Here is a 15,933-nt window from a genome sequence, read left to right as displayed (position 1 = left end):
TCTGAGCAGAGACCACCGACACGCTCAGACCGTGCCCTCCGGATCGACGTCGGTCCACAGCGCCTCGACCATGTGCACCCGGCCGTTGCGCACGGGCGTCCCCTCGTCGGCCCAGTGCGCCTGCGCCTCGATCATGAGCGGCGGCACCATGGTGCCGTCGGCGCGTGGGACTCGCCACCAGCAGACGGCGTGGCCGTGCGCCGACATGATCCGCCCGACGTAGCGCGGCCCGTAGCCGCCCGCGAGCAGCTCCGCGACGCGCCCGTACGGCAGCACGCGACCCGGCGGGATCAGCTCCACCAGGCTCAGCACGCGCTCGACGTAGGCCTCGTCCATGGGTCGATCATCGCCGACGTCGGGTCACGATCGGCCTGCGGCTTCGTCGGTGCGGCTGGGGCTCGACCTGCTGCTGCGTCGCTCGAGGTGGGTCATCGGCTGCTGCTGCGTCGCTCGAGGTGGGACTTCGGTTGCTGCGTTGCTCCAGCTGGGTCGTGCCTTGCGGCTGCGTCGCTGTGGCTGCGAGTCGACGTGCGCTCCGAAAGGGCCTCGACCGGCGGATGGGTCCGGGCTCGGGTCGGGCTCTCGGAGCGCGGCTCGGGGGGACGCAAGGTTCTGCGTTCGTGCGTGAGGGGTCTAAGGATGCTGCGTTCGTGGTCGGATCCCGTCGTGAACGCAGCATCGTTCGGGGTTCTGCGCGCGAAGGCAGAATCTTGCGTCCGCGGGGCCGGTTCGCGCGTCGGATGGGCAGGGATTCTCCTTTTGCGTCGGACGGTCCACGAGAAGGGAGAATCCCTGCCCGTACGGGCCCCTTTTCGTCGCCACGATGCTTCCTTCGCGTGGCACGGTCCACGCGAAGGAAGAACCGTGCGTGGATCCCGCGCAGAGGGAGAATCGTGGCCGCGCCCCGCAGACCCAACCGGGTCGAGACCCACCGCTGCGGTCGAGGCCCTCTCGGAGACCGACTCCACTCGAAGCCGTAGAGGCGCAGCACCGACGCCACTGGAAGCCCCAGCAGCGCAGCACCGGACCCGCTCGAAGCCGCCCGCACCTACCCGACGCCGGCGTCGGGCCCCCCGACGCGACGAAGCCGCGAGGCGAGCACCCGAAGGCGCCCGCCCCGCGGCTTCGCCACGGGTCCAGCAGGTCAGTAGGTCGGCTGGCTCGGGTCGATCTGGTTGACCCAGGCCACGACGCCGCCGCCGACGTGCACCGCATCCTTGTAGCCGGCACCCTTCAGCACGGCCAGCGCCTCGGCCGACCGCACGCCTGACTTGCAGTGGAGCACGACCTGCTTGTCGTCGGGCAGCTCGGAGAACGCCTTGCCGTTGAGGAAGTCCCCCTTCGGGATGAGGACCGAGCCCGGGATGTGGTTGATGTCGCGCTCGACCGGCTCGCGCACGTCGACGAGCACGAAGTCGCGGCCACCGTCGGCGCGCTCCTTCAGCCAGCCGTCGAGCGTGCCCACGGAGATCGTCGAGTCCGCTGCCGCATCGGCCGCCTCGTCGCTGATCGCACCGCAGAACGCCTCGTAGTCGCTCAGCAGCTCGGTGGGCAGCACGCCGTTCGGGTCGCGCTGGACCTTGAGCGTCGTGTACCGCATCTCGAGCGCGTCGTAGACCATGAGGCGACCGATGAGCGGGTCGCCGATGCCGGTGATCAGCTTGATGGCCTCGGTGACCATGATCGAGCCGATCGACGCGCACAGGACTCCGAGCACTCCGCCCTCGGCGCACGACGGGACCATGCCCGGCGGCGGCGGCTCGGGGTAGAGGTCGCGGTACTGCGGACCCTCCTGGGCCCAGAACACCGACACCTGGCCCTCGAAGCGGTAGATCGACCCCCACACGTAGGGCTTGCCGAGGATGACCGCGGCGTCGTTGACCAGGTAGCGCGTGGCGAAGTTGTCGGTGCCGTCGACGATCAGGTCGTACTGGGCGAAGATGTCGAGCACGTTGTCGGTGTCGAGCCGCTCCTGGTGCACGACGGTCTTCACGTACGGGTTGACCTCGGCCACCGACTCCGCGGCACTCACGGCCTTGGGCCGGTCGATGTCGGACTGGCCGTGGATCACCTGACGCTGCAGGTTCGACTCGTCGACCACGTCGTCGTCGATGATGCCGAGCGTGCCGACGCCGGCAGCGGCCAGGTAGAGCAGGGCAGGGCTGCCGAGACCGCCGGCTCCGATGACCAGCACCTTGGCGTTCTTGAGCCGCTTCTGCCCGTCCATCCCGACGTCGGGGATGATCAGGTGCCGGCTGTAGCGGCGGACCTCGTCGATGGTGAGTTCGTCGGCGGGTTCCACGATGGGGGCGACCACGGCTGCTCCTCGCAGGGACGGTGATGGGGGTACTCCCGGCTCAACGCCGGGCGTGTCCTCCATTGTTCCCCCGCCGACGTCGACCGCAGGGTGCCGTCCGCCCCCTGGGACGCGCCGTCGTCGCGGCGACGCGCGGAGCGCCCCGACGGGCCCGCGTGGCACGGGGCACTAGGCTGACCGGGTGAGCGAGACCCCCACCCTGCGCCCGCGCGCCGGCCGACTGCCGCGACGCGCCCGACGCGCCCAGCTCCTGGAGGTCGCCCTCGAGGTCTTCGTCGAGCAGGGGTACCACGCCGCGTCGATGGACGAGATCGCCGAGCGTGCCGGAGTGTCCAAGCCGGTCGTGTACCAGCACTTCCCCGGCAAGCTCGACCTCTACCTGGCCCTGCTCGAGAGTTCGTGCGACGAGGTTGTCGACGAGGTCAAGCAGGCGCTCGCCTCCACGCAGGACAACCGTCGTCGCGTCGAGGCCACGATGGAGCTCTGGTACCAGTACGTCGCCGACCAGGGTGCCGCCTTCCGGCTCGTGTTCGAGTCCGACCTCACCAACGACCCCGACGTCCGCGAGCAGGTCGACCGGGTCGTGCGCGAGTCGGCCGTCGCGATCGCCGAGGTGATCCGCGAGGACACCGGCCTGCCGCAGGAGGCCGCGTACCTGCTCGCCGTCAGCCTCGTGGGCATGGGCCACGTCGGCGCCCGCAACTGGCTCTCGGAGTCGTCGGCACTGTCCCAGGAGGACGCCGTGCGGCTCGTCGCCGGGCTCGCCTGGCGCGGCATCGGCGGCTTCCCCCGAGAGACCAACGACCCCGCCTGACGCGGCACGGCCCACTCGGGCCCCACCTCGTCCGGCACCACACCCGCACCACACCAGACATCACGAGAGGACCGACCATGGAGGTCAAGATCGGCGTGCAGAACGCCGCCCGCGAGCTGTCCGTCGAGACCGACGAGGCGCCCGAGTCGGTGCTCGCCAAGCTCGACACCGCCCTGAAGGACGAGACGGTCTTCAGCCTCACCGACGAGAAGGACCGCACCGTCGCGGTCCCGGCCGATAAGGTCGCCTACCTGTACTTCACCGCCGACACCGGCCGCAAGGTCGGCTTCGGTGCGGTCACGCAGGAGACCACCTGACGGACCGGGGGCGCGCATGAGCTTCGAAGGCTTCCCCGTCGCGGCGCTCGACTTCTACGACGACCTCGAGGTCGACAACACGAAGGCGTTCTGGGAGGAGCACCGCCACGTCTACGACGCGGCGGTCAAGCAGCCCATGACCGCGCTCATGGCCGAGCTGGCCGACGAGTTCGTCCCTGACGGCGAGAGCGCGAAGATCTTCCGCCCGTTCCGCGACGTGCGGTTCTCGAACGACAAGACTCCCTACAAGACGCACCAGGGTGCGTTCGTGCCCGTGGCGCCCGCGACCGGGTACTACGTCCAGGTCGGCGCGCCCGGTGTGCGCACCGGAGTCGGGTTCTACCACGCCACGCCCGCACGGCTCGCCTCGTTCCGCGAGGCCGTCGACCACGAGACCTTCGGGACCGGGCTCCAGCACATCGTCGCGCGACTGGAGGGCCGGGGCTGGACGGTCGGCGGCGACGCCGTCAAGACCGCGCCGCGCGGCTGGTCGGCCGACCACCCGCGCATCGACCTGCTGCGCCACCGCACGCTCACCCTCGGGCGCGACCACGGCTTCGAGCCGTACGTGCACACCGCCGAGCTGCTCGAGCACGTGCGCGAGGACTGGCGCGCCGGACGGACGTTCCTCGACTGGATCCTCACCCACGTCCGCGGCTGAGCGGTCGTCCGCTCAGGCGGCCAGGCCGAGGCGCGCCATGCGTTCGGTGTGCGCCTCGGTGATCCGGGTGAACATGCGCGAGATCGCGGTGAGGTCCAGCCCGGGCGTCTCGATGCCGCCGACGAGCACGGCGCTCAGCGCGTCGCGCTCGGCGACGAGCGTCTGGGCTTGGCGCAGGGCCTCCCCCATGAGCCGACGTCCCCAGAGCGCGAGGCGGCCGCCGACCCGGGGGTCGGCCTCGATCGCGGCGCGCACCTGGTCGACGACGAACTCCGAGTGCCCGGTGCCGCTGAGCGTGTCGACCACGATCTCGCGCGTCACCGGGTCGAGGTAGGCGGCGATCTCGCGGTAGAAGTCGGCGGCGAGCCCGTCGCCGACGTAGGCCTTCACGAGGCCCTCGACGAAGTCGGCCGGACGCGTCTTGCGGTGGAAGTCACCGAACGTGGCCTCGAACGGCTCCATCGCGGCGAACGGGTCCTCGCCCATCTCGACGAGGCGGTCGCGCAGGACCTCGAAGTGGTCGAACTCCGCCGCGGCCATCGTGGCCACCTCGACCTTGCTGCTCAGGTCGGGCGCCATCTGGGCGTCGGCGACGAGTCGCTCGCACGCGCTCAGCTCGCCGAAGGCGAGCACGCCGAGCAGCTCCACGACGCCGCGGCGGTAGTCCGGATCGTCCAGGGCCGAGGGCGCGGGGGCCTCCGGAGGGGGGCCCGAGCGGCCTGACTTCGCGTTCTTCGCCATGCGCCGCAGCGTAGCGCGCTGGGGACCCGCCGCCGCCTGTGTGCCGCCGCAGGGGCCGAGACGGGTAGACTGGCCGTGCCCTTGGGGCCGTATCTCCGTCGTGAGGTCTCGGACGCACTGTCGTCGCCGACACACGACACGTATCGAGATCCCTCTCTGTTCCCTCACGAAGACGAGTACCTGTGACCACGTTCACCGATCTGGGCGTCATGCCCGAGATCGCCGACGCGCTCGACGCGGTCGGCATCAGCAGCCCGTTCCCCATCCAGGAGATGACCCTCTCCGTGGCCCTCATGGGCACCGACCTCATCGGTCAGGCCCGTACCGGCACCGGCAAGACGTTGGCGTTCGCCATCCCGGTCATCCAGCGCACCGTCGCGCCGCACGACGCCGACTACGACCAGCTGGCAGCCCCCGGCAAGCCCCAGGCCCTGGTCGTGGCCCCGACGCGAGAGCTCGCGCTCCAGGTCGCCAACGACTTCAAGACGGCCTCGGCCAAGCGCGGTACCCGCAACATCACCATCTACGGTGGCGTCCCCTACGAGGGCCAGCTCGACGCGCTCGAGAAGGGCGTCGACATCGTCGTCGGCACGCCCGGCCGCATCCTCGACCTCGCCAACCGCGGCGCGCTCGACCTCTCGCACGTCAAGTCGCTCGTGCTCGACGAGGCCGACGAGATGCTCGACCTCGGCTTCCTGCCCGACGTCGAGTCGATCCTGGCCAAGACGCCCGAGACCCGCCAGACGATGCTGTTCTCGGCGACCATGCCGGGCGCCATCGTGTCGCTCGCGCGCAAGCACATGCGCCACCCCATGAACATCAGGGCGGAGTCCCCGGAGGAGAACGACACCGTTCCCGCCACCGCGCAGTTCGTGTGGCAGGCGCACGAGCTCGACAAGGCCGAGGTCATCGCCCGCATCCTGCAGGCCGAGGACGTCCAGCGCGTCATCATCTTCACCCGCACCAAGCGCACCGCCCAGCGTGTGGCCGACGACCTCATCGATCGCGGCTTCCCGGCTTCGCCCCTGCACGGCGACATGGCCCAGGGCGCCCGGGAGAAGGCGCTGCAGGGCTTCCGCGACCACAAGGTCGACGTGCTCGTGGCCACCGACGTCGCCGCACGCGGCATCGACGTGGCGAACATCAGCCACGTCATCAACTACAACTGCCCCGAGGACCACAAGACGTACGTGCACCGCATCGGGCGCACGGGTCGCGCCGGCGCCTCGGGCATCGCCGTCACCTTCGTCGACTGGGCCGACCTGTCGCGCTGGAAGCTGATCAACGCCGAGCTGGACCTGCCGTTCGCCGAGCCGCAGGAGACGTACTCCACGTCGGACCACCTGTTCCACGACCTGGGCATCGACCGCTCGGTCAAGGGCCGGCTCAAGCCGCCGTCGCCCAAGGAGCCCCGCAAGGACGGCGACCGTGGTCGCGGCGGCCAGGGCGGTCGCGGCCAGGGTGGACGCAGCCAGGGCGGGGACCGCAACCGCGGCTCGGACCGCCGACGCTCCGACGATCGCCAGCAGAACGGTTCCGGCCAGAACCGTCCGGCCCAGGATCGACCGGTGCAGAACGCCCCGGCCTCCGGCGACACCGGCCAGGGTGGCGAGGGCAAGGAGGGTGGCGCGAGCCGCAACCGTCGCCGTCGTCGCACCCGCAGCGGCCAGCGCGTCGAGGGTCAGGGCTCCGGCGCCCAGGGCGGCACCGAGGCGACGGCCGCCGCGCCGCGCTCGTCCGACTGACGCACGACCCGACGCGAAGGGGCCCCACGCACGGCGTGGGGCCCCTTCGGCGTTCTCGAGCGGTCAGAGCAGGCTCTTGGCCACCTCGCGGTAGGCCTCGGCCCCCTTGTGGTTCGTGTGCACGCTGAGGATCGACCGCCCGATGGCCGGAGCCTCGGCGAACCGGATCGACTTCGGGATCGGCGGGCTCAGCACCGGCAGCTCGAACTGCTCCTCGATGGAGGCGAGCACGGCACGGGCGTGGTTGGTGCGGCCGTCGAACATCGTGGGCAGCACGCCGGCGACCTCGAGCTCGGAGTTGATGAACTGCTTGACGTCGTGGACGGTGTCGAGCAGCTGCAGCACGCCGCGGTGCGAGAGGGTCTCGGCCTGCAGCGGGATGACGACCTTCTGCGACGCCGACAGCGCGCCCACCGTGAGCACGCCGAGAGTGGGCGGGCAGTCGATGACGACGAGGTCGTAGTCGTCGGCGACCTTGTCGAGCGCCACCCGCAGCCGCTGCTCGCGGCCGGTCCGGCTCACCAGGGCCTCCTCGGCCTGCGTCACCGTGACGTTGCTGGGAAGCAGGTGCATGCCGTCCTCGGTGACCACGATGGCGTCGGCCGGCTTGGCCTTGCCCAGGAGCACCTCGCCGACGGTCACGTCGAGGTCCTCGGGGTCGATGCCGAGGGAGAACGTGAGTCCGCCCTGCGGGTCGAGGTCGACGAGGAGGACTCGTTTGCCGAGCTCGGCGAACGCCGCGCCCAGCGATGCCACGGTGGTCGTCTTGCCGACGCCACCCTTCTGGTTCACCACGGAGATCGTCGTCGTCACGGGGTCATCATGCCACCCGTCGGGGCCCTGCGACCCCAGCGTCCTGACCCGTGGTCACGTGGCATGCTGACGGTATGACCCGAGCCCTCGTCACCGGTGCCACCGCAGGCATCGGCCTCGCCTTCACCCGTGCCCTCGCCGCTCGCGGCCACGACGTCGTGCTGCTCGCCCGCGACGGCGACCGGCTCGAGCAGGTGGCCGCCGAGGTCCGCACGAAGCACGGGGTCCGGGCCGACGTCGTCGTGGCCGACCTGACCACGCCCGAGGGCCTCTCCGCGGCCGAGGACGCGCTCGCCAGCAGCACCTCGCCCGTGGACCTGCTGGTCAACAACGCCGGCGCCTCGCTGCCCGGCTGGTTCGGCACCACCGACATCGCCGACGAGGACCGTCAGCTCGACCTGCTCGTGCGCGCCCCCATGCACCTCATGGACGTGGCCATCAAGGCCATGGCGGGGCGGGGACAGGGCAGGATCGTCAACGTCTCGAGCGTGGCCGCGTTCACGCCACGCGGAACCTACTCGGCCCACAAGGTCTGGCTGGTCAACCTGTCGCGCTGGGCGGACTGGCAGTACGCCGACGCCGGGGTCCGCGTCATGGCCCTGTGCCCGGGCTTCGTGCGCACCGAGTTCCACCAGCGGGCGGACATGGACGTCTCGGGCGTCCCGCGGTGGATGTGGCTCAACGCCGACAAGCTCGTGAAGGCGGCGCTGTCGGACCTCGACAAGGGCAAGTCGCTGTCGGTCCCGAGCCTGCGCTACAAGGTGCTCGCCACGATCTCGCGGTACGCCCCCACCTCGATCGTCGCCCGGATCGCCAAGCGCGGTCGATGAGCACGCCCCGCACGCTGGAGCTCCCGCCGGGGGTCGAGGCGTCCGTCGTCCGCACCGCACGCGGGGAGGTCGCCGTGCACCGGGTCCGAGCCGACGGCAGCGGCACGCGGGGGCACGTGCTGATGGTCCCGGGGTGGACCGGCAGCAAGGAGGACTTCACGCCGATGCTGCCGCTGCTGGCCGACGCCGGGTTCGACGCGACGGCGTACGACCAGCGCGGCCAGTACGAGACCGTGGCCGACGAGGCGGACGACTTCAGCCTCGCGGGCCTGGCCGCCGACGCAGCGGCGCTCGCCGCCGAGGTCTCGTCCGGCCCGTCGCACCTGCTGGGCCACTCCTTCGGCGGCCTGGTGGCGCAGACCGCCGCGGCGGACCACGTGCGCGCCTGGACGAGCCTGAGCCTGCTGTGCACCGGACCCGCCGCGCTGGGATCCACACCCGGACGTCCCCTCGAGCGTCTCGTGGCCGAGCTGGACGGCTCGGCCACGATGGCCGAGGTGTTCCGTGCGCTGAAGGGCCCCGCGCTGGGCGTGAACCCGCCGGCCGTCGAGGCGTTCCTCCTCGACCGCTTCGAGCGGAACTCCCGAGCGGGCCTGCGGGCGTTCACCCAGCACCTGGTCGACGCCCCGGACCGCGTCGCCGACGTGGCCGCCACCGGCCTGCCGGTGTGGGTGGGTCGTGGTGCGGGTGACGACGCGTGGCCGCATGCTGTGCAGGACGACATGGCAGCCCGGCTCGGCACCACCGTCCACGTGGTGGCCGGTGCCGACCACTCCCCTGCCGTCGAGAACCCCGTCGGCCTGGCGGCCGCGTGGCTGCCCTTCCTGGAGGAGACGTCATGACCGACGAGCCCGTCACGCGTGGATTCGTGGGACGCCGGCGCCCCGCGCAGTCCGACCGCCTCCCTCCCGGGCAGTACGACACCGGGCGGCTGTGGCCGGTGCTGTCGGCCGAGCCGACCCCCGCCGTCGACCGGGACCGCTGGGAGCTCACGGTCGACGGAGCCGTGCTGGAGTCGCACACGTGGGACTGGGCCGCACTACGGGCCCTGCCGCACGCGACGACGACGGTCGACATCCACTGCGTGACGACCTGGTCGCGGTTCGACACCCCGTTCACCGGGGTGAGCGTCGAGACCCTCCTCGACGTGTGCGGGGTCGCCACCGGCGCCACGCACGTGGTGGCGCACTCGCGCACCGGCTACACGACGAACCTCCCGCTCGACGACGTGCGCGCGGACCGCGCCTGGGTGGTCTGGGACGCAGACGGCTCTCCTCTCACCCCGGAGCACGGCGGACCGGTGCGGCTGCTCGTCCCGCACCTGTACTTCTGGAAGTCCGCCAAGTGGCTGACCCGCCTCGAGCTGCTCGACCACGACGAACCGGGCTTCTGGGAGCGCGGCGGCTACCACGACCGTGGCGACCCGTGGCGCGAGCAGCGCTACCAGGGCGATCCGTGACGGCCGAGACACCCTCGGTGTCGGGCGACGTGACCGGCTGGCAGCTGGCGACCGTGCGCACGGTGGACCATCCGACCCAGGGCTTCGTCCGGCTGCGCCTGGAGCTGCCGGAGCCGGCCTCTCATCGCGCCGGGCAGCACTACGTCGTGCGCCTGCGCGCCGAGGACGGCTACACCGCGCAGCGGAGCTACTCGACGGCCTCGGCGCCGGGTGACCCGCTCGTGGAGCTCATGGTCGAGCGGATGGACGACGGCGAGGTCTCGGGCTTCCTGCACGACGACGTGCGCGTGGGCGACACGTTCGAGGTGCGGGGACCGATCGGCCGCTGGTTCACGTGGGAGGGCTCCACGCCGGCCCTGGCGTTCGCGGGCGGCTCCGGGGTGGTGCCGATGGTCTCGATGCTGCGCCACGCGATCGGCACCGGTGCTGCGGAGGCGTTGCGGGTCGTCGTGGTGGCGAAGTCCCTCGCCGTGCTGCCCTACGCCGACGAGCTCCGCGCCTCGGGGGCGTTCGTGGCGCTCACGCGCGAGAACCTGGGGTCGCGCGTGGCTGCTCCCCCGTACCCGGACGAGGTGGCGCCGCTTCTCGACGGCGTCGAGGCGGCGTACGTGTGCGGGTCCGTCGGCTTCGTCGGCTATGCGACCCGCCTGCTGCAGGAGCAGGCCTTCCCCGCCGACGCGATCCGCGTCGAGCAGTTCGGCGAGACGGGCTAGACCGTCCCTAGCGACCGCGCAGCACGCTGCGGACGGCGCGTCGGGCGATCGGTCCGAGCCCGTCGAGCAGCTCGGCCACGGGACGCAGGCGCGCGAGGGGGTCCTCGACCGCCGCGGCGTCGTGGGTCCGCGTCGGCTCCATCAGCTCGATGCCGACGAACGCCGACGACGCGAGGTCCGTGAGCACGTCGGCGTCGAAGAGCTCGCCGACGGGCGACGTCTCCAGCAGGCGCTGCAGCGCGGGGCGAACGGCAGCCGACCACAGTCCGATGGCCTCGCCGGCCGCTGCCGCGAGCGCCGGGTTCCCGTGCGAGGCGGCGAGCACCTGCGCCAGCACCGCGACGTTGCCCGCCTCACGCTCGTCGGCCCGGACCCGGTCGGCGACGTCGAGGAGCGCGCCGAAGCTGGTCACGGTGGCCAACGCGTCGCGGTAGCGGTCGACCCGCTCGGCGGTCGTGACCCGGCACGCCTCGGCGACGAGCCCGTCGACGGTGCCGAAGTGGTAGAACACCAGCGCCTGGTTGACCCCGCCGGTCGTCGCGATCGTGCGCGCCGACAGCTTCGCGATCCCCTGCTCACGGATCGTCTGCATCGTGGCGTCGACGAGGCGTCGACGCGTCTGCAGCGTGCGGGGGTCGTCGCTCACGTCACGAGCCTATCGGCGAGCGACGCCCGGGTCGGCGCCGCGCCGCGCGCCCCCGACGACGGTTCACACCCGGGTCTGCTCGCGGTACGGGCGCACGGCAGCCGGGACGGTCGAGGCGTCGACGAACGTGGTCGTGAAGCGGCCGTGGTAGCCGAACACCGGACCGACCACGTCGTGGCGCACCTCCACCCGGATGCGGTAGCACTGCTCGCTCTCGTCCCAGTGCTCACGCACCACCGCGCGGCCGCACACGAGCGGGTGCATCCGCAGGCTCACCGGGCCCTCGTGCAGCCGCATCACCGAGCTCTCGATGCGCAGACCGCCCCCACCCGGCACGGCGTCGTCCACCGCGAGGGCGAGGTCGGCCGCGACGTGCTGGTGGGTCCCGAGGTAGTCGACGACGACGTCGCGCCCTGGGCCCCGCGAGGAGTCGAGCACCATCGTGGCGTCGAAGCGTCGACGCCGTCCCGGTGCCACCTCGAACGTGCGGACGAACGTGACCGTCTCGCGACCGTGGTCGTCGAGGTAGGGGTAGTTCTCGATCGTGAAGGGGATGCCGCGGCCGGTCTCGGGGAAGAGCAGGTTCCGGCGGGCTCCGAGGCGCAGGAACGGGGCCACGACCGGCCGTCCGCGCCACACCTCGTCCATGACGCCGCGCCCCACGCACGCCCGTCGGTCGCTCGCGTTCACGCCGAACCGCTCCTGCATGCGCGGGTGCAGCCGGTGGAAGTCCGACCCCATGGCGCGGGCGAAGATCGAGACGTCCGGACTGGTCGCCGGCGCCGGGGTGGCGGCGACGGGCCGGAGCCGCGTGACGGTCATGCGAGGACCTCCTCGGTCCGGGTCGTGGCCGGGTGCCAGGACCAGGTCGTGCGGCGGGCGGACGGTCGCCACGGCAGCGGCGGAGCGGCCCAGGCGAGCGCACCGCCGACCAGGGTGGCGACGAGGGCGGGCACGGCTCCCAAGGACAGGCCCAGGAGGCCGACGAGCGTAACCAGGGCGAGGCGGGCGCCGATGTCGAGCAGCGCGACGGCCGCCGAGACCTCGGGTGCGATCCCGCGATCGGCCCAGAGCCGCAGCCTGTCGAAGGACCATGCCGTGCCCCAGGCCATGAGGGGGCGGAAGACGCGGTCGACGCTGCCGCCGCGCGCCCGGTAGTCGTAGCCGGTCTCGAACGACGTGCCGGCGGGTCCGTGGTCCCCGAGCAGCGGGCGGTACCGCCAGTAGCCGGACCCGACCACGATCGGCGACAGCGGGTTCGGGCACGCGAAGGTGAGGGCCGACGTCGCGCCACCGTCGGCGGAGCGTCGCTCCCCCGCGTGCGTCCCGGTGCCACGGACCCCGAACCGCCGATAGGTGAACTCCCCCGGCACCGTCGGCTCGATGCGGCCGAAGCGCACGTCCCACCGCGAGTGCTGCGCCGGGTCCTGCGTGAGCGCCCACAGGCGATCGACGTCGGAGCGGGTCACCACGGCCACGTGGATGCCGTGGCGTGGAGTGCGGGGTGGGGTCATCGTTCCTCCTGGGTCTTGAGCAGTCGCTCAAGACAACGATGACACATTTTGAGCAGATGCTCAAGTGGCCGTGATGCTGCGCCCGACCGTGCGCTGTGCAGGCTCGGCGGCGGGTGCGCGTGCTCGCTGCTGCGTCGCCGCGACCCCGAGCGGCGCCGACCTCCGAAAGGGCCTCGACCGGAGCGGGCCGCCGGGCTCGACCGAGCTCGCGGGCCGCGGGGCGCAAGGCGCGCAGCCTTCTGCCTTGGTGAGCGCCGGTCCGAACGATGCTGCGTTCGTGTCCGGACCCCGACCCGAACGCAGCGTCCTGCGTCCGGCGGAGGAGGTCGAAGGGCTCAGCCCAGCAGGCGCTCGTACTCCGCGGGGTCGGTGAGGTTGGCGCCGAGGTGGAAGGCCGAGCTCTTGCCCGTGCCGTGGTAGTCGCTGGAGCCGGTGACCACGAGGTCCAGACCCCTGGCGATGTCGCGCAGACCGCGACGCGACCACTCGTCGTGGTCGACGTGGTCGGCCTCGATGCCGTCCAAGCCCGCCGCGGCGAGCTCCTCGAACGCGGCCGACGTGAGCACGCGGTCGCTCCCCCGCGACCACGGGTGCGCCACGACGGCGCTGCCGCCGGCCGCCTTCAGCAGCCTGATCGTCTCGAGCAGCGGCGCGGCGTAGCGCCCGACGTACGCCTTCCCGCGACTGTTCAGCCACCCCTGGAACGCCTCGTCACGGTGGCCGATGTAGCCCTTGGCGACCATCGCGTCGGCCACGTGGGGACGCCCCGAGGCCGCAGCCGACCCCGACTGCAGCGCGACGTCGGCCTCGGTGATCTCGATGCCGTGCTCGGCCAGCCTGGCCAGGATCCGCGGGAGCCTCTGGTCGCGGCCGTCGAGCACCCGGTGCAGCTCCTCCACCAGCGGGGGGTGGTCCGGGTCGAAGCCGTAGCCCAGCAGGTGCACGCTCTCGCCCTGGAACGTCGTCGAGATCTCGATGCCGGGGACCACGACGACGTCGAGACCGTCGCCGGCCGCGAGCGCCTCCTGCCATCCGGTGGTCGCGTCGTGGTCGGTCAGCGCGACGACGTCGAGCCCGGCCTGCGCGGCGTTCCGCACCAGCTCCGTGGGCGAGTCCGTGCCGTCCGAGCGGTGGGAGTGGGTGTGGAGATCGATCCTCACGATGGCCAGACTAGGGCGTGGCCGTGACGTTCCAGCGCTGGACCACCGGCTGGCCCCGGTCGTCGCCCAGCACGGAGTAGGTGGCGGTGTCGAGGTCGAAGATCCGACCGTCCGGCACCGGCAGGCCCAGCCAGCGTGCGGCGAGCACCCGCAGGCTGTGCCCGTGGGCGAAGACCAGGGCACGCCCCTCGGTGGCCCGCACCCGCGCCACCACGCGGTCGAGACGTCCAGCCACGTCATCGGCGCTCTCCCCGCCCGGCACGGGGTGGCTCCAGATGGTCCAGCCCGGCACCTGCTCGCGGATCTGCGGCGTGGTCAGCCCCTCGTAGTCGCCGTAGTCCCACTCCGCCAGGTCACCCTCGACCGTGGCCTCGCCGAACCCGGCGAGCGCTGCCGTGCGGCGCGCCCGCAGACGAGGGCTCGTGAGCACGAGGTCGAAGTGCTCGTCCGCCAGGACCGGGGCCAGGGCTCGTGCCGTGGCCTCGCCTGCAGGAGTGAGCGGCAGGTCCGTCGTGCCCGTGTGCTTGCCGACGGCGCTCCACTCGGTCTCCCCGTGCCGGACGAGGAAGAGCGTGGCGCCCATCAGCGCGGGACCAGGACCCACAGGTCGAGGTCGAGCAGCACGCCGTCGGCGTACTTCCCGTCCTCGCCGCGCAGGGTGGTGCTCTCGTCGCGGCCCTTCGTCGCCACCAGGCGCAGGCGGAGGGCTCCGACACCCGTCCCCTCCCAGGCGGCGGGCGTGGCCTTGTCGAGCACCTCCGACCACGCGTACACGGTGTCACCCGCGAACGCCGGGGCCACGTGGGAGCCGGCGTTGATCGCCGCCACCAGCTGCGCGTTGGCGAGCCCGTTGAACGAGAGCGCACGGGCCATCGAGATCACGTGCCCGCCGTAGACGAGCCGCTTGCCGTCGGGGCGGGCCTCGGTGTTGAAGTGGACCTTGGCGGTGTTCTGCCACAGGCGCGTGGCCATCATGTGCTCGGCCTCGCTCAGGGTCACGCCGTCGACGTGGTCGATCGTCTCGCCCACCGTGTAGTCGTCGAAGCGGTGCGGCTCGCCGGCGGCCGACGTGTCGTAGTGGGTGAGGTCGAGCCCGGCCGGGAGCACCAGGTCGTCGGGGGCGACGGCGTCGGCCACTGCCGGGACGACCGTCTCGGGGGCCGGCGCGTCAGCGTCCCGCTTGTGCACCATGACCCAGCGCACCCAGTCGAGCGCGACCTCGCCCCGCTGGTTGGTGGCCGTGGACCGCACGTAGACGACACCGGTGCGACCGTTGGAGTTCTGCTTGAGGCCGATGACCTCCGAGCTGGTCCGCAGCGTGTCGCCGGTGACCACGGGCCGATGGAACCGGCACTCGGCGTACCCGAGGTTCGCCACGGCGTTGAGCGAGACGTCGGGGACCGTCTTGCCGAAGGCCACGTGGAAGGCGACGAGGTCCTCGACCGGGTGCGGAGCCAGGCCGACCGAGGCGGCGAACTCCGCCGACGACGGGATCGCGAACCGCGTCGGGTAGATCGCACCGTAGAGGGCGCGGTCGCCGTCGGTGATCGTCCGCGGGGTGGCGTGCTCGATCACCTGCCCGACGCTGAAGTCCTCGAAGAAGTTGCCGGGGTTGGTCTTGGTCATGGCTCTCCTGGTTCGCGTCCCGTCGGCCTCGACGAGACGTGGGACGTCGCGGCGCTCGTGCCGCGGTGGGTCAGACGAACGGGTTGGGGCGGGCACCCGGGAGGTCGGCGATGAGCTCCTGCGCCTTGGCCCGGTGCTTGTGCTCGACCATCACCTCGTACTTGGTGGCGACGACGCTGCTGACCGAGCTGAAGTCCCTCCGGCCCCGGGTGGCCGCGTAGCCGAGCAGGGCCCACACGACGCCGAAGACGATCCCGATGCCGAGACCGCCGACGACGGTCTGCAGCCACGTGCTCTCCTCGCTGAAGATGCCGAGCAGGAGGCCCACGAGCACACCCAGCCAACCGCCGGAGGCCGCTCCGGCGCCGGCGACGCGGCTGGTCGTCAACCGCCCGGTCACCCGCTCGACCTGCTTGAGGTCGGTGCCGACCACCAGCAGGTTCTGGACCGGGAACTCCTTGTCGGAGAGGTGGTCGACGACCTTCTGGGCGGTGGCGTAGTCGTCGTAGACACCGAGCGACTGGGGGAACTCGAGCGAGAAGAGTCCCTGGTTCACGGGAGGCATGCGGTCAGTCTA

The 15,933-nt window shown here is 71.9% G+C and carries 19 protein-coding genes; 8 read left to right on the top strand and 11 right to left on the bottom strand.

The window, feature by feature from the left end; translation table 11 throughout:
- Positions 1–24 precede the first annotated feature (24 nt).
- Both ASF35_RS09950 and moeZ read right to left on the bottom strand, forming a co-directional pair.
- Positions 25–336: an MGMT family protein gene (locus ASF35_RS09950; protein WP_055966626.1), complete on the bottom strand. Its 312-nt coding sequence runs from the start codon at positions 334–336 to the stop codon at positions 25–27.
- 808 nt (positions 337–1,144) lie between these two features.
- A complete protein-coding gene (gene moeZ, locus ASF35_RS09945) occupies positions 1,145–2,317 on the bottom strand; it encodes an adenylyltransferase/sulfurtransferase MoeZ (protein ID WP_055966622.1) in 1,173 nt (390 codons plus the stop codon).
- Positions 2,318–2,498: 181 nt separating this feature from the next.
- Between moeZ and ASF35_RS09940 the strand changes: the two genes are divergently transcribed.
- The 3 genes from ASF35_RS09940 to ASF35_RS09930 all read left to right on the top strand — a co-directional run bounded on the left by ASF35_RS09940 (position 2,499) and on the right by ASF35_RS09930 (position 4,109).
- The gene (locus tag ASF35_RS09940) at positions 2,499–3,131 is read left to right on the top strand and encodes a TetR/AcrR family transcriptional regulator (protein WP_055966618.1); all 633 of its coding nucleotides are present in this window, start codon (positions 2,499–2,501) and stop codon (positions 3,129–3,131) included.
- A gap of 77 nt (positions 3,132–3,208) precedes the next feature.
- Positions 3,209–3,448 (top strand): DUF3107 domain-containing protein, encoded by a 240-nt coding sequence (locus tag ASF35_RS09935; protein WP_055966615.1) that lies wholly within the window; start codon positions 3,209–3,211, stop codon positions 3,446–3,448.
- A 16-nt stretch (positions 3,449–3,464) separates the two neighbouring features.
- Complete coding sequence (locus ASF35_RS09930) at positions 3,465–4,109, top strand: DUF2461 domain-containing protein (RefSeq protein WP_055966611.1); 645 nt, start codon at positions 3,465–3,467, stop codon at positions 4,107–4,109.
- A gap of 12 nt (positions 4,110–4,121) precedes the next feature.
- Here the strand turns inward: ASF35_RS09930 and ASF35_RS09925 are convergent, their stop codons facing one another.
- Positions 4,122–4,850 carry a ferritin-like fold-containing protein gene (locus ASF35_RS09925; protein WP_055966608.1) on the bottom strand — a complete coding sequence of 243 codons (729 nt, stop codon included), beginning with the start codon at positions 4,848–4,850 and terminating at the stop codon, positions 4,122–4,124.
- 182 nt (positions 4,851–5,032) lie between these two features.
- Here ASF35_RS09925 and ASF35_RS09920 point away from each other — a divergent pair, with 182 nt between their 5' ends.
- Positions 5,033–6,595 (top strand): DEAD/DEAH box helicase, encoded by a 1,563-nt coding sequence (locus tag ASF35_RS09920; protein WP_369797010.1) that lies wholly within the window; start codon positions 5,033–5,035, stop codon positions 6,593–6,595.
- Positions 6,596–6,658: 63 nt separating this feature from the next.
- Here the strand turns inward: ASF35_RS09920 and ASF35_RS09915 are convergent, their stop codons facing one another.
- The gene (locus ASF35_RS09915; RefSeq protein WP_055966605.1) at positions 6,659–7,408 is read right to left on the bottom strand and encodes a ParA family protein; all 750 of its coding nucleotides are present in this window, start codon (positions 7,406–7,408) and stop codon (positions 6,659–6,661) included.
- A 74-nt stretch (positions 7,409–7,482) separates the two neighbouring features.
- On the opposite strand from ASF35_RS09915, the gene ASF35_RS09910 reads away from it, so the two are divergent.
- The 4 genes from ASF35_RS09910 to ASF35_RS09895 are packed head-to-tail and all read left to right on the top strand — an operon-like array spanning position 7,483 to position 10,410.
- Positions 7,483–8,238, top strand: a complete 756-nt coding sequence (locus ASF35_RS09910; protein ID WP_055966602.1) for an SDR family oxidoreductase — start codon at positions 7,483–7,485, stop codon at positions 8,236–8,238.
- The gene (locus ASF35_RS09905) at positions 8,235–9,080 is read left to right on the top strand and encodes an alpha/beta fold hydrolase (protein WP_055966599.1); all 846 of its coding nucleotides are present in this window, start codon (positions 8,235–8,237) and stop codon (positions 9,078–9,080) included. Before ASF35_RS09910 ends, ASF35_RS09905 begins: the two co-directional genes overlap by 4 nt.
- On the top strand, positions 9,077–9,697 hold the full coding sequence (locus ASF35_RS09900) for a sulfite oxidase-like oxidoreductase (RefSeq protein ID WP_055966596.1): 621 nt from the start codon (positions 9,077–9,079) through the stop codon (positions 9,695–9,697). The genes ASF35_RS09905 and ASF35_RS09900 overlap by 4 nt, the downstream gene beginning before the upstream one ends.
- Positions 9,694–10,410 (top strand): FAD-binding oxidoreductase, encoded by a 717-nt coding sequence (locus ASF35_RS09895; protein ID WP_235499137.1) that lies wholly within the window; start codon positions 9,694–9,696, stop codon positions 10,408–10,410. Before ASF35_RS09900 ends, ASF35_RS09895 begins: the two co-directional genes overlap by 4 nt.
- Before the next feature lie 7 nt (positions 10,411–10,417).
- Here ASF35_RS09895 and ASF35_RS09890 read toward each other — a convergent pair whose 3' ends face one another.
- The 7 genes from ASF35_RS09890 to ASF35_RS09860 all read right to left on the bottom strand — a co-directional run bounded on the left by ASF35_RS09890 (position 10,418) and on the right by ASF35_RS09860 (position 15,921).
- Positions 10,418–11,056, bottom strand: coding sequence for a TetR/AcrR family transcriptional regulator (locus tag ASF35_RS09890; RefSeq protein WP_082481854.1), 639 nt, complete (start codon positions 11,054–11,056; stop codon positions 10,418–10,420).
- 63 nt (positions 11,057–11,119) lie between these two features.
- Complete coding sequence (locus ASF35_RS09885) at positions 11,120–11,878, bottom strand: DUF4166 domain-containing protein (RefSeq protein ID WP_082495466.1); 759 nt, start codon at positions 11,876–11,878, stop codon at positions 11,120–11,122.
- The gene (locus ASF35_RS09880) at positions 11,875–12,570 is read right to left on the bottom strand and encodes a hypothetical protein (protein WP_082495465.1); all 696 of its coding nucleotides are present in this window, start codon (positions 12,568–12,570) and stop codon (positions 11,875–11,877) included. Before ASF35_RS09880 ends, ASF35_RS09885 begins: the two co-directional genes overlap by 4 nt.
- Before the next feature lie 335 nt (positions 12,571–12,905).
- Positions 12,906–13,730, bottom strand: coding sequence for a PHP domain-containing protein (locus tag ASF35_RS09875; RefSeq protein ID WP_055966590.1), 825 nt, complete (start codon positions 13,728–13,730; stop codon positions 12,906–12,908).
- Between the two features lie 10 nt (positions 13,731–13,740).
- Positions 13,741–14,313 carry a histidine phosphatase family protein gene (locus tag ASF35_RS09870; protein ID WP_055966587.1) on the bottom strand — a complete coding sequence of 191 codons (573 nt, stop codon included), beginning with the start codon at positions 14,311–14,313 and terminating at the stop codon, positions 13,741–13,743.
- The gene (locus tag ASF35_RS09865) at positions 14,313–15,356 is read right to left on the bottom strand and encodes a MaoC family dehydratase (protein WP_055966584.1); all 1,044 of its coding nucleotides are present in this window, start codon (positions 15,354–15,356) and stop codon (positions 14,313–14,315) included. The genes ASF35_RS09870 and ASF35_RS09865 overlap by 1 nt, the downstream gene beginning before the upstream one ends.
- Before the next feature lie 70 nt (positions 15,357–15,426).
- Positions 15,427–15,921 (bottom strand): general stress protein, encoded by a 495-nt coding sequence (locus tag ASF35_RS09860; protein WP_055966582.1) that lies wholly within the window; start codon positions 15,919–15,921, stop codon positions 15,427–15,429.
- Positions 15,922–15,933: the final 12 nt, after the last annotated feature.

Source organism: Aeromicrobium sp. Leaf291, assembly GCF_001423365.1.
GTDB lineage: Bacteria > Actinomycetota > Actinomycetes > Propionibacteriales > Nocardioidaceae > Aeromicrobium.
This window is presented reverse-complemented; position numbering and strand designations above follow the sequence as displayed.

What these genes read in the sequence shown, in the direction of transcription:
- ASF35_RS09950 (WP_055966626.1), bottom strand. Translation starts at nt 336, where the DNA reads ATGGACGAGGCCTACGTCGAGCGCGTGCTGAGCCTGGTGGAGCTGATC.
- ASF35_RS09935 (WP_055966615.1), top strand. Translation starts at nt 3,209, where the DNA reads ATGGAGGTCAAGATCGGCGTGCAGAACGCCGCCCGCGAGCTGTCCGTC.
- ASF35_RS09930 (WP_055966611.1), top strand. Translation starts at nt 3,465, where the DNA reads ATGAGCTTCGAAGGCTTCCCCGTCGCGGCGCTCGACTTCTACGACGAC.
- ASF35_RS09925 (WP_055966608.1), bottom strand. Translation starts at nt 4,850, where the DNA reads ATGGCGAAGAACGCGAAGTCAGGCCGCTCGGGCCCCCCTCCGGAGGCC.
- ASF35_RS09910 (WP_055966602.1), top strand. Translation starts at nt 7,483, where the DNA reads ATGACCCGAGCCCTCGTCACCGGTGCCACCGCAGGCATCGGCCTCGCC.
- ASF35_RS09905 (WP_055966599.1), top strand. Translation starts at nt 8,235, where the DNA reads ATGAGCACGCCCCGCACGCTGGAGCTCCCGCCGGGGGTCGAGGCGTCC.
- ASF35_RS09900 (WP_055966596.1), top strand. Translation starts at nt 9,077, where the DNA reads ATGACCGACGAGCCCGTCACGCGTGGATTCGTGGGACGCCGGCGCCCC.
- ASF35_RS09885 (WP_082495466.1), bottom strand. Translation starts at nt 11,878, where the DNA reads ATGACCGTCACGCGGCTCCGGCCCGTCGCCGCCACCCCGGCGCCGGCG.
- ASF35_RS09880 (WP_082495465.1), bottom strand. Translation starts at nt 12,570, where the DNA reads ATGACCCCACCCCGCACTCCACGCCACGGCATCCACGTGGCCGTGGTG.
- ASF35_RS09870 (WP_055966587.1), bottom strand. Translation starts at nt 14,313, where the DNA reads ATGGGCGCCACGCTCTTCCTCGTCCGGCACGGGGAGACCGAGTGGAGC.
- ASF35_RS09865 (WP_055966584.1), bottom strand. Translation starts at nt 15,356, where the DNA reads ATGACCAAGACCAACCCCGGCAACTTCTTCGAGGACTTCAGCGTCGGG.
- ASF35_RS09860 (WP_055966582.1), bottom strand. Translation starts at nt 15,921, where the DNA reads ATGCCTCCCGTGAACCAGGGACTCTTCTCGCTCGAGTTCCCCCAGTCG.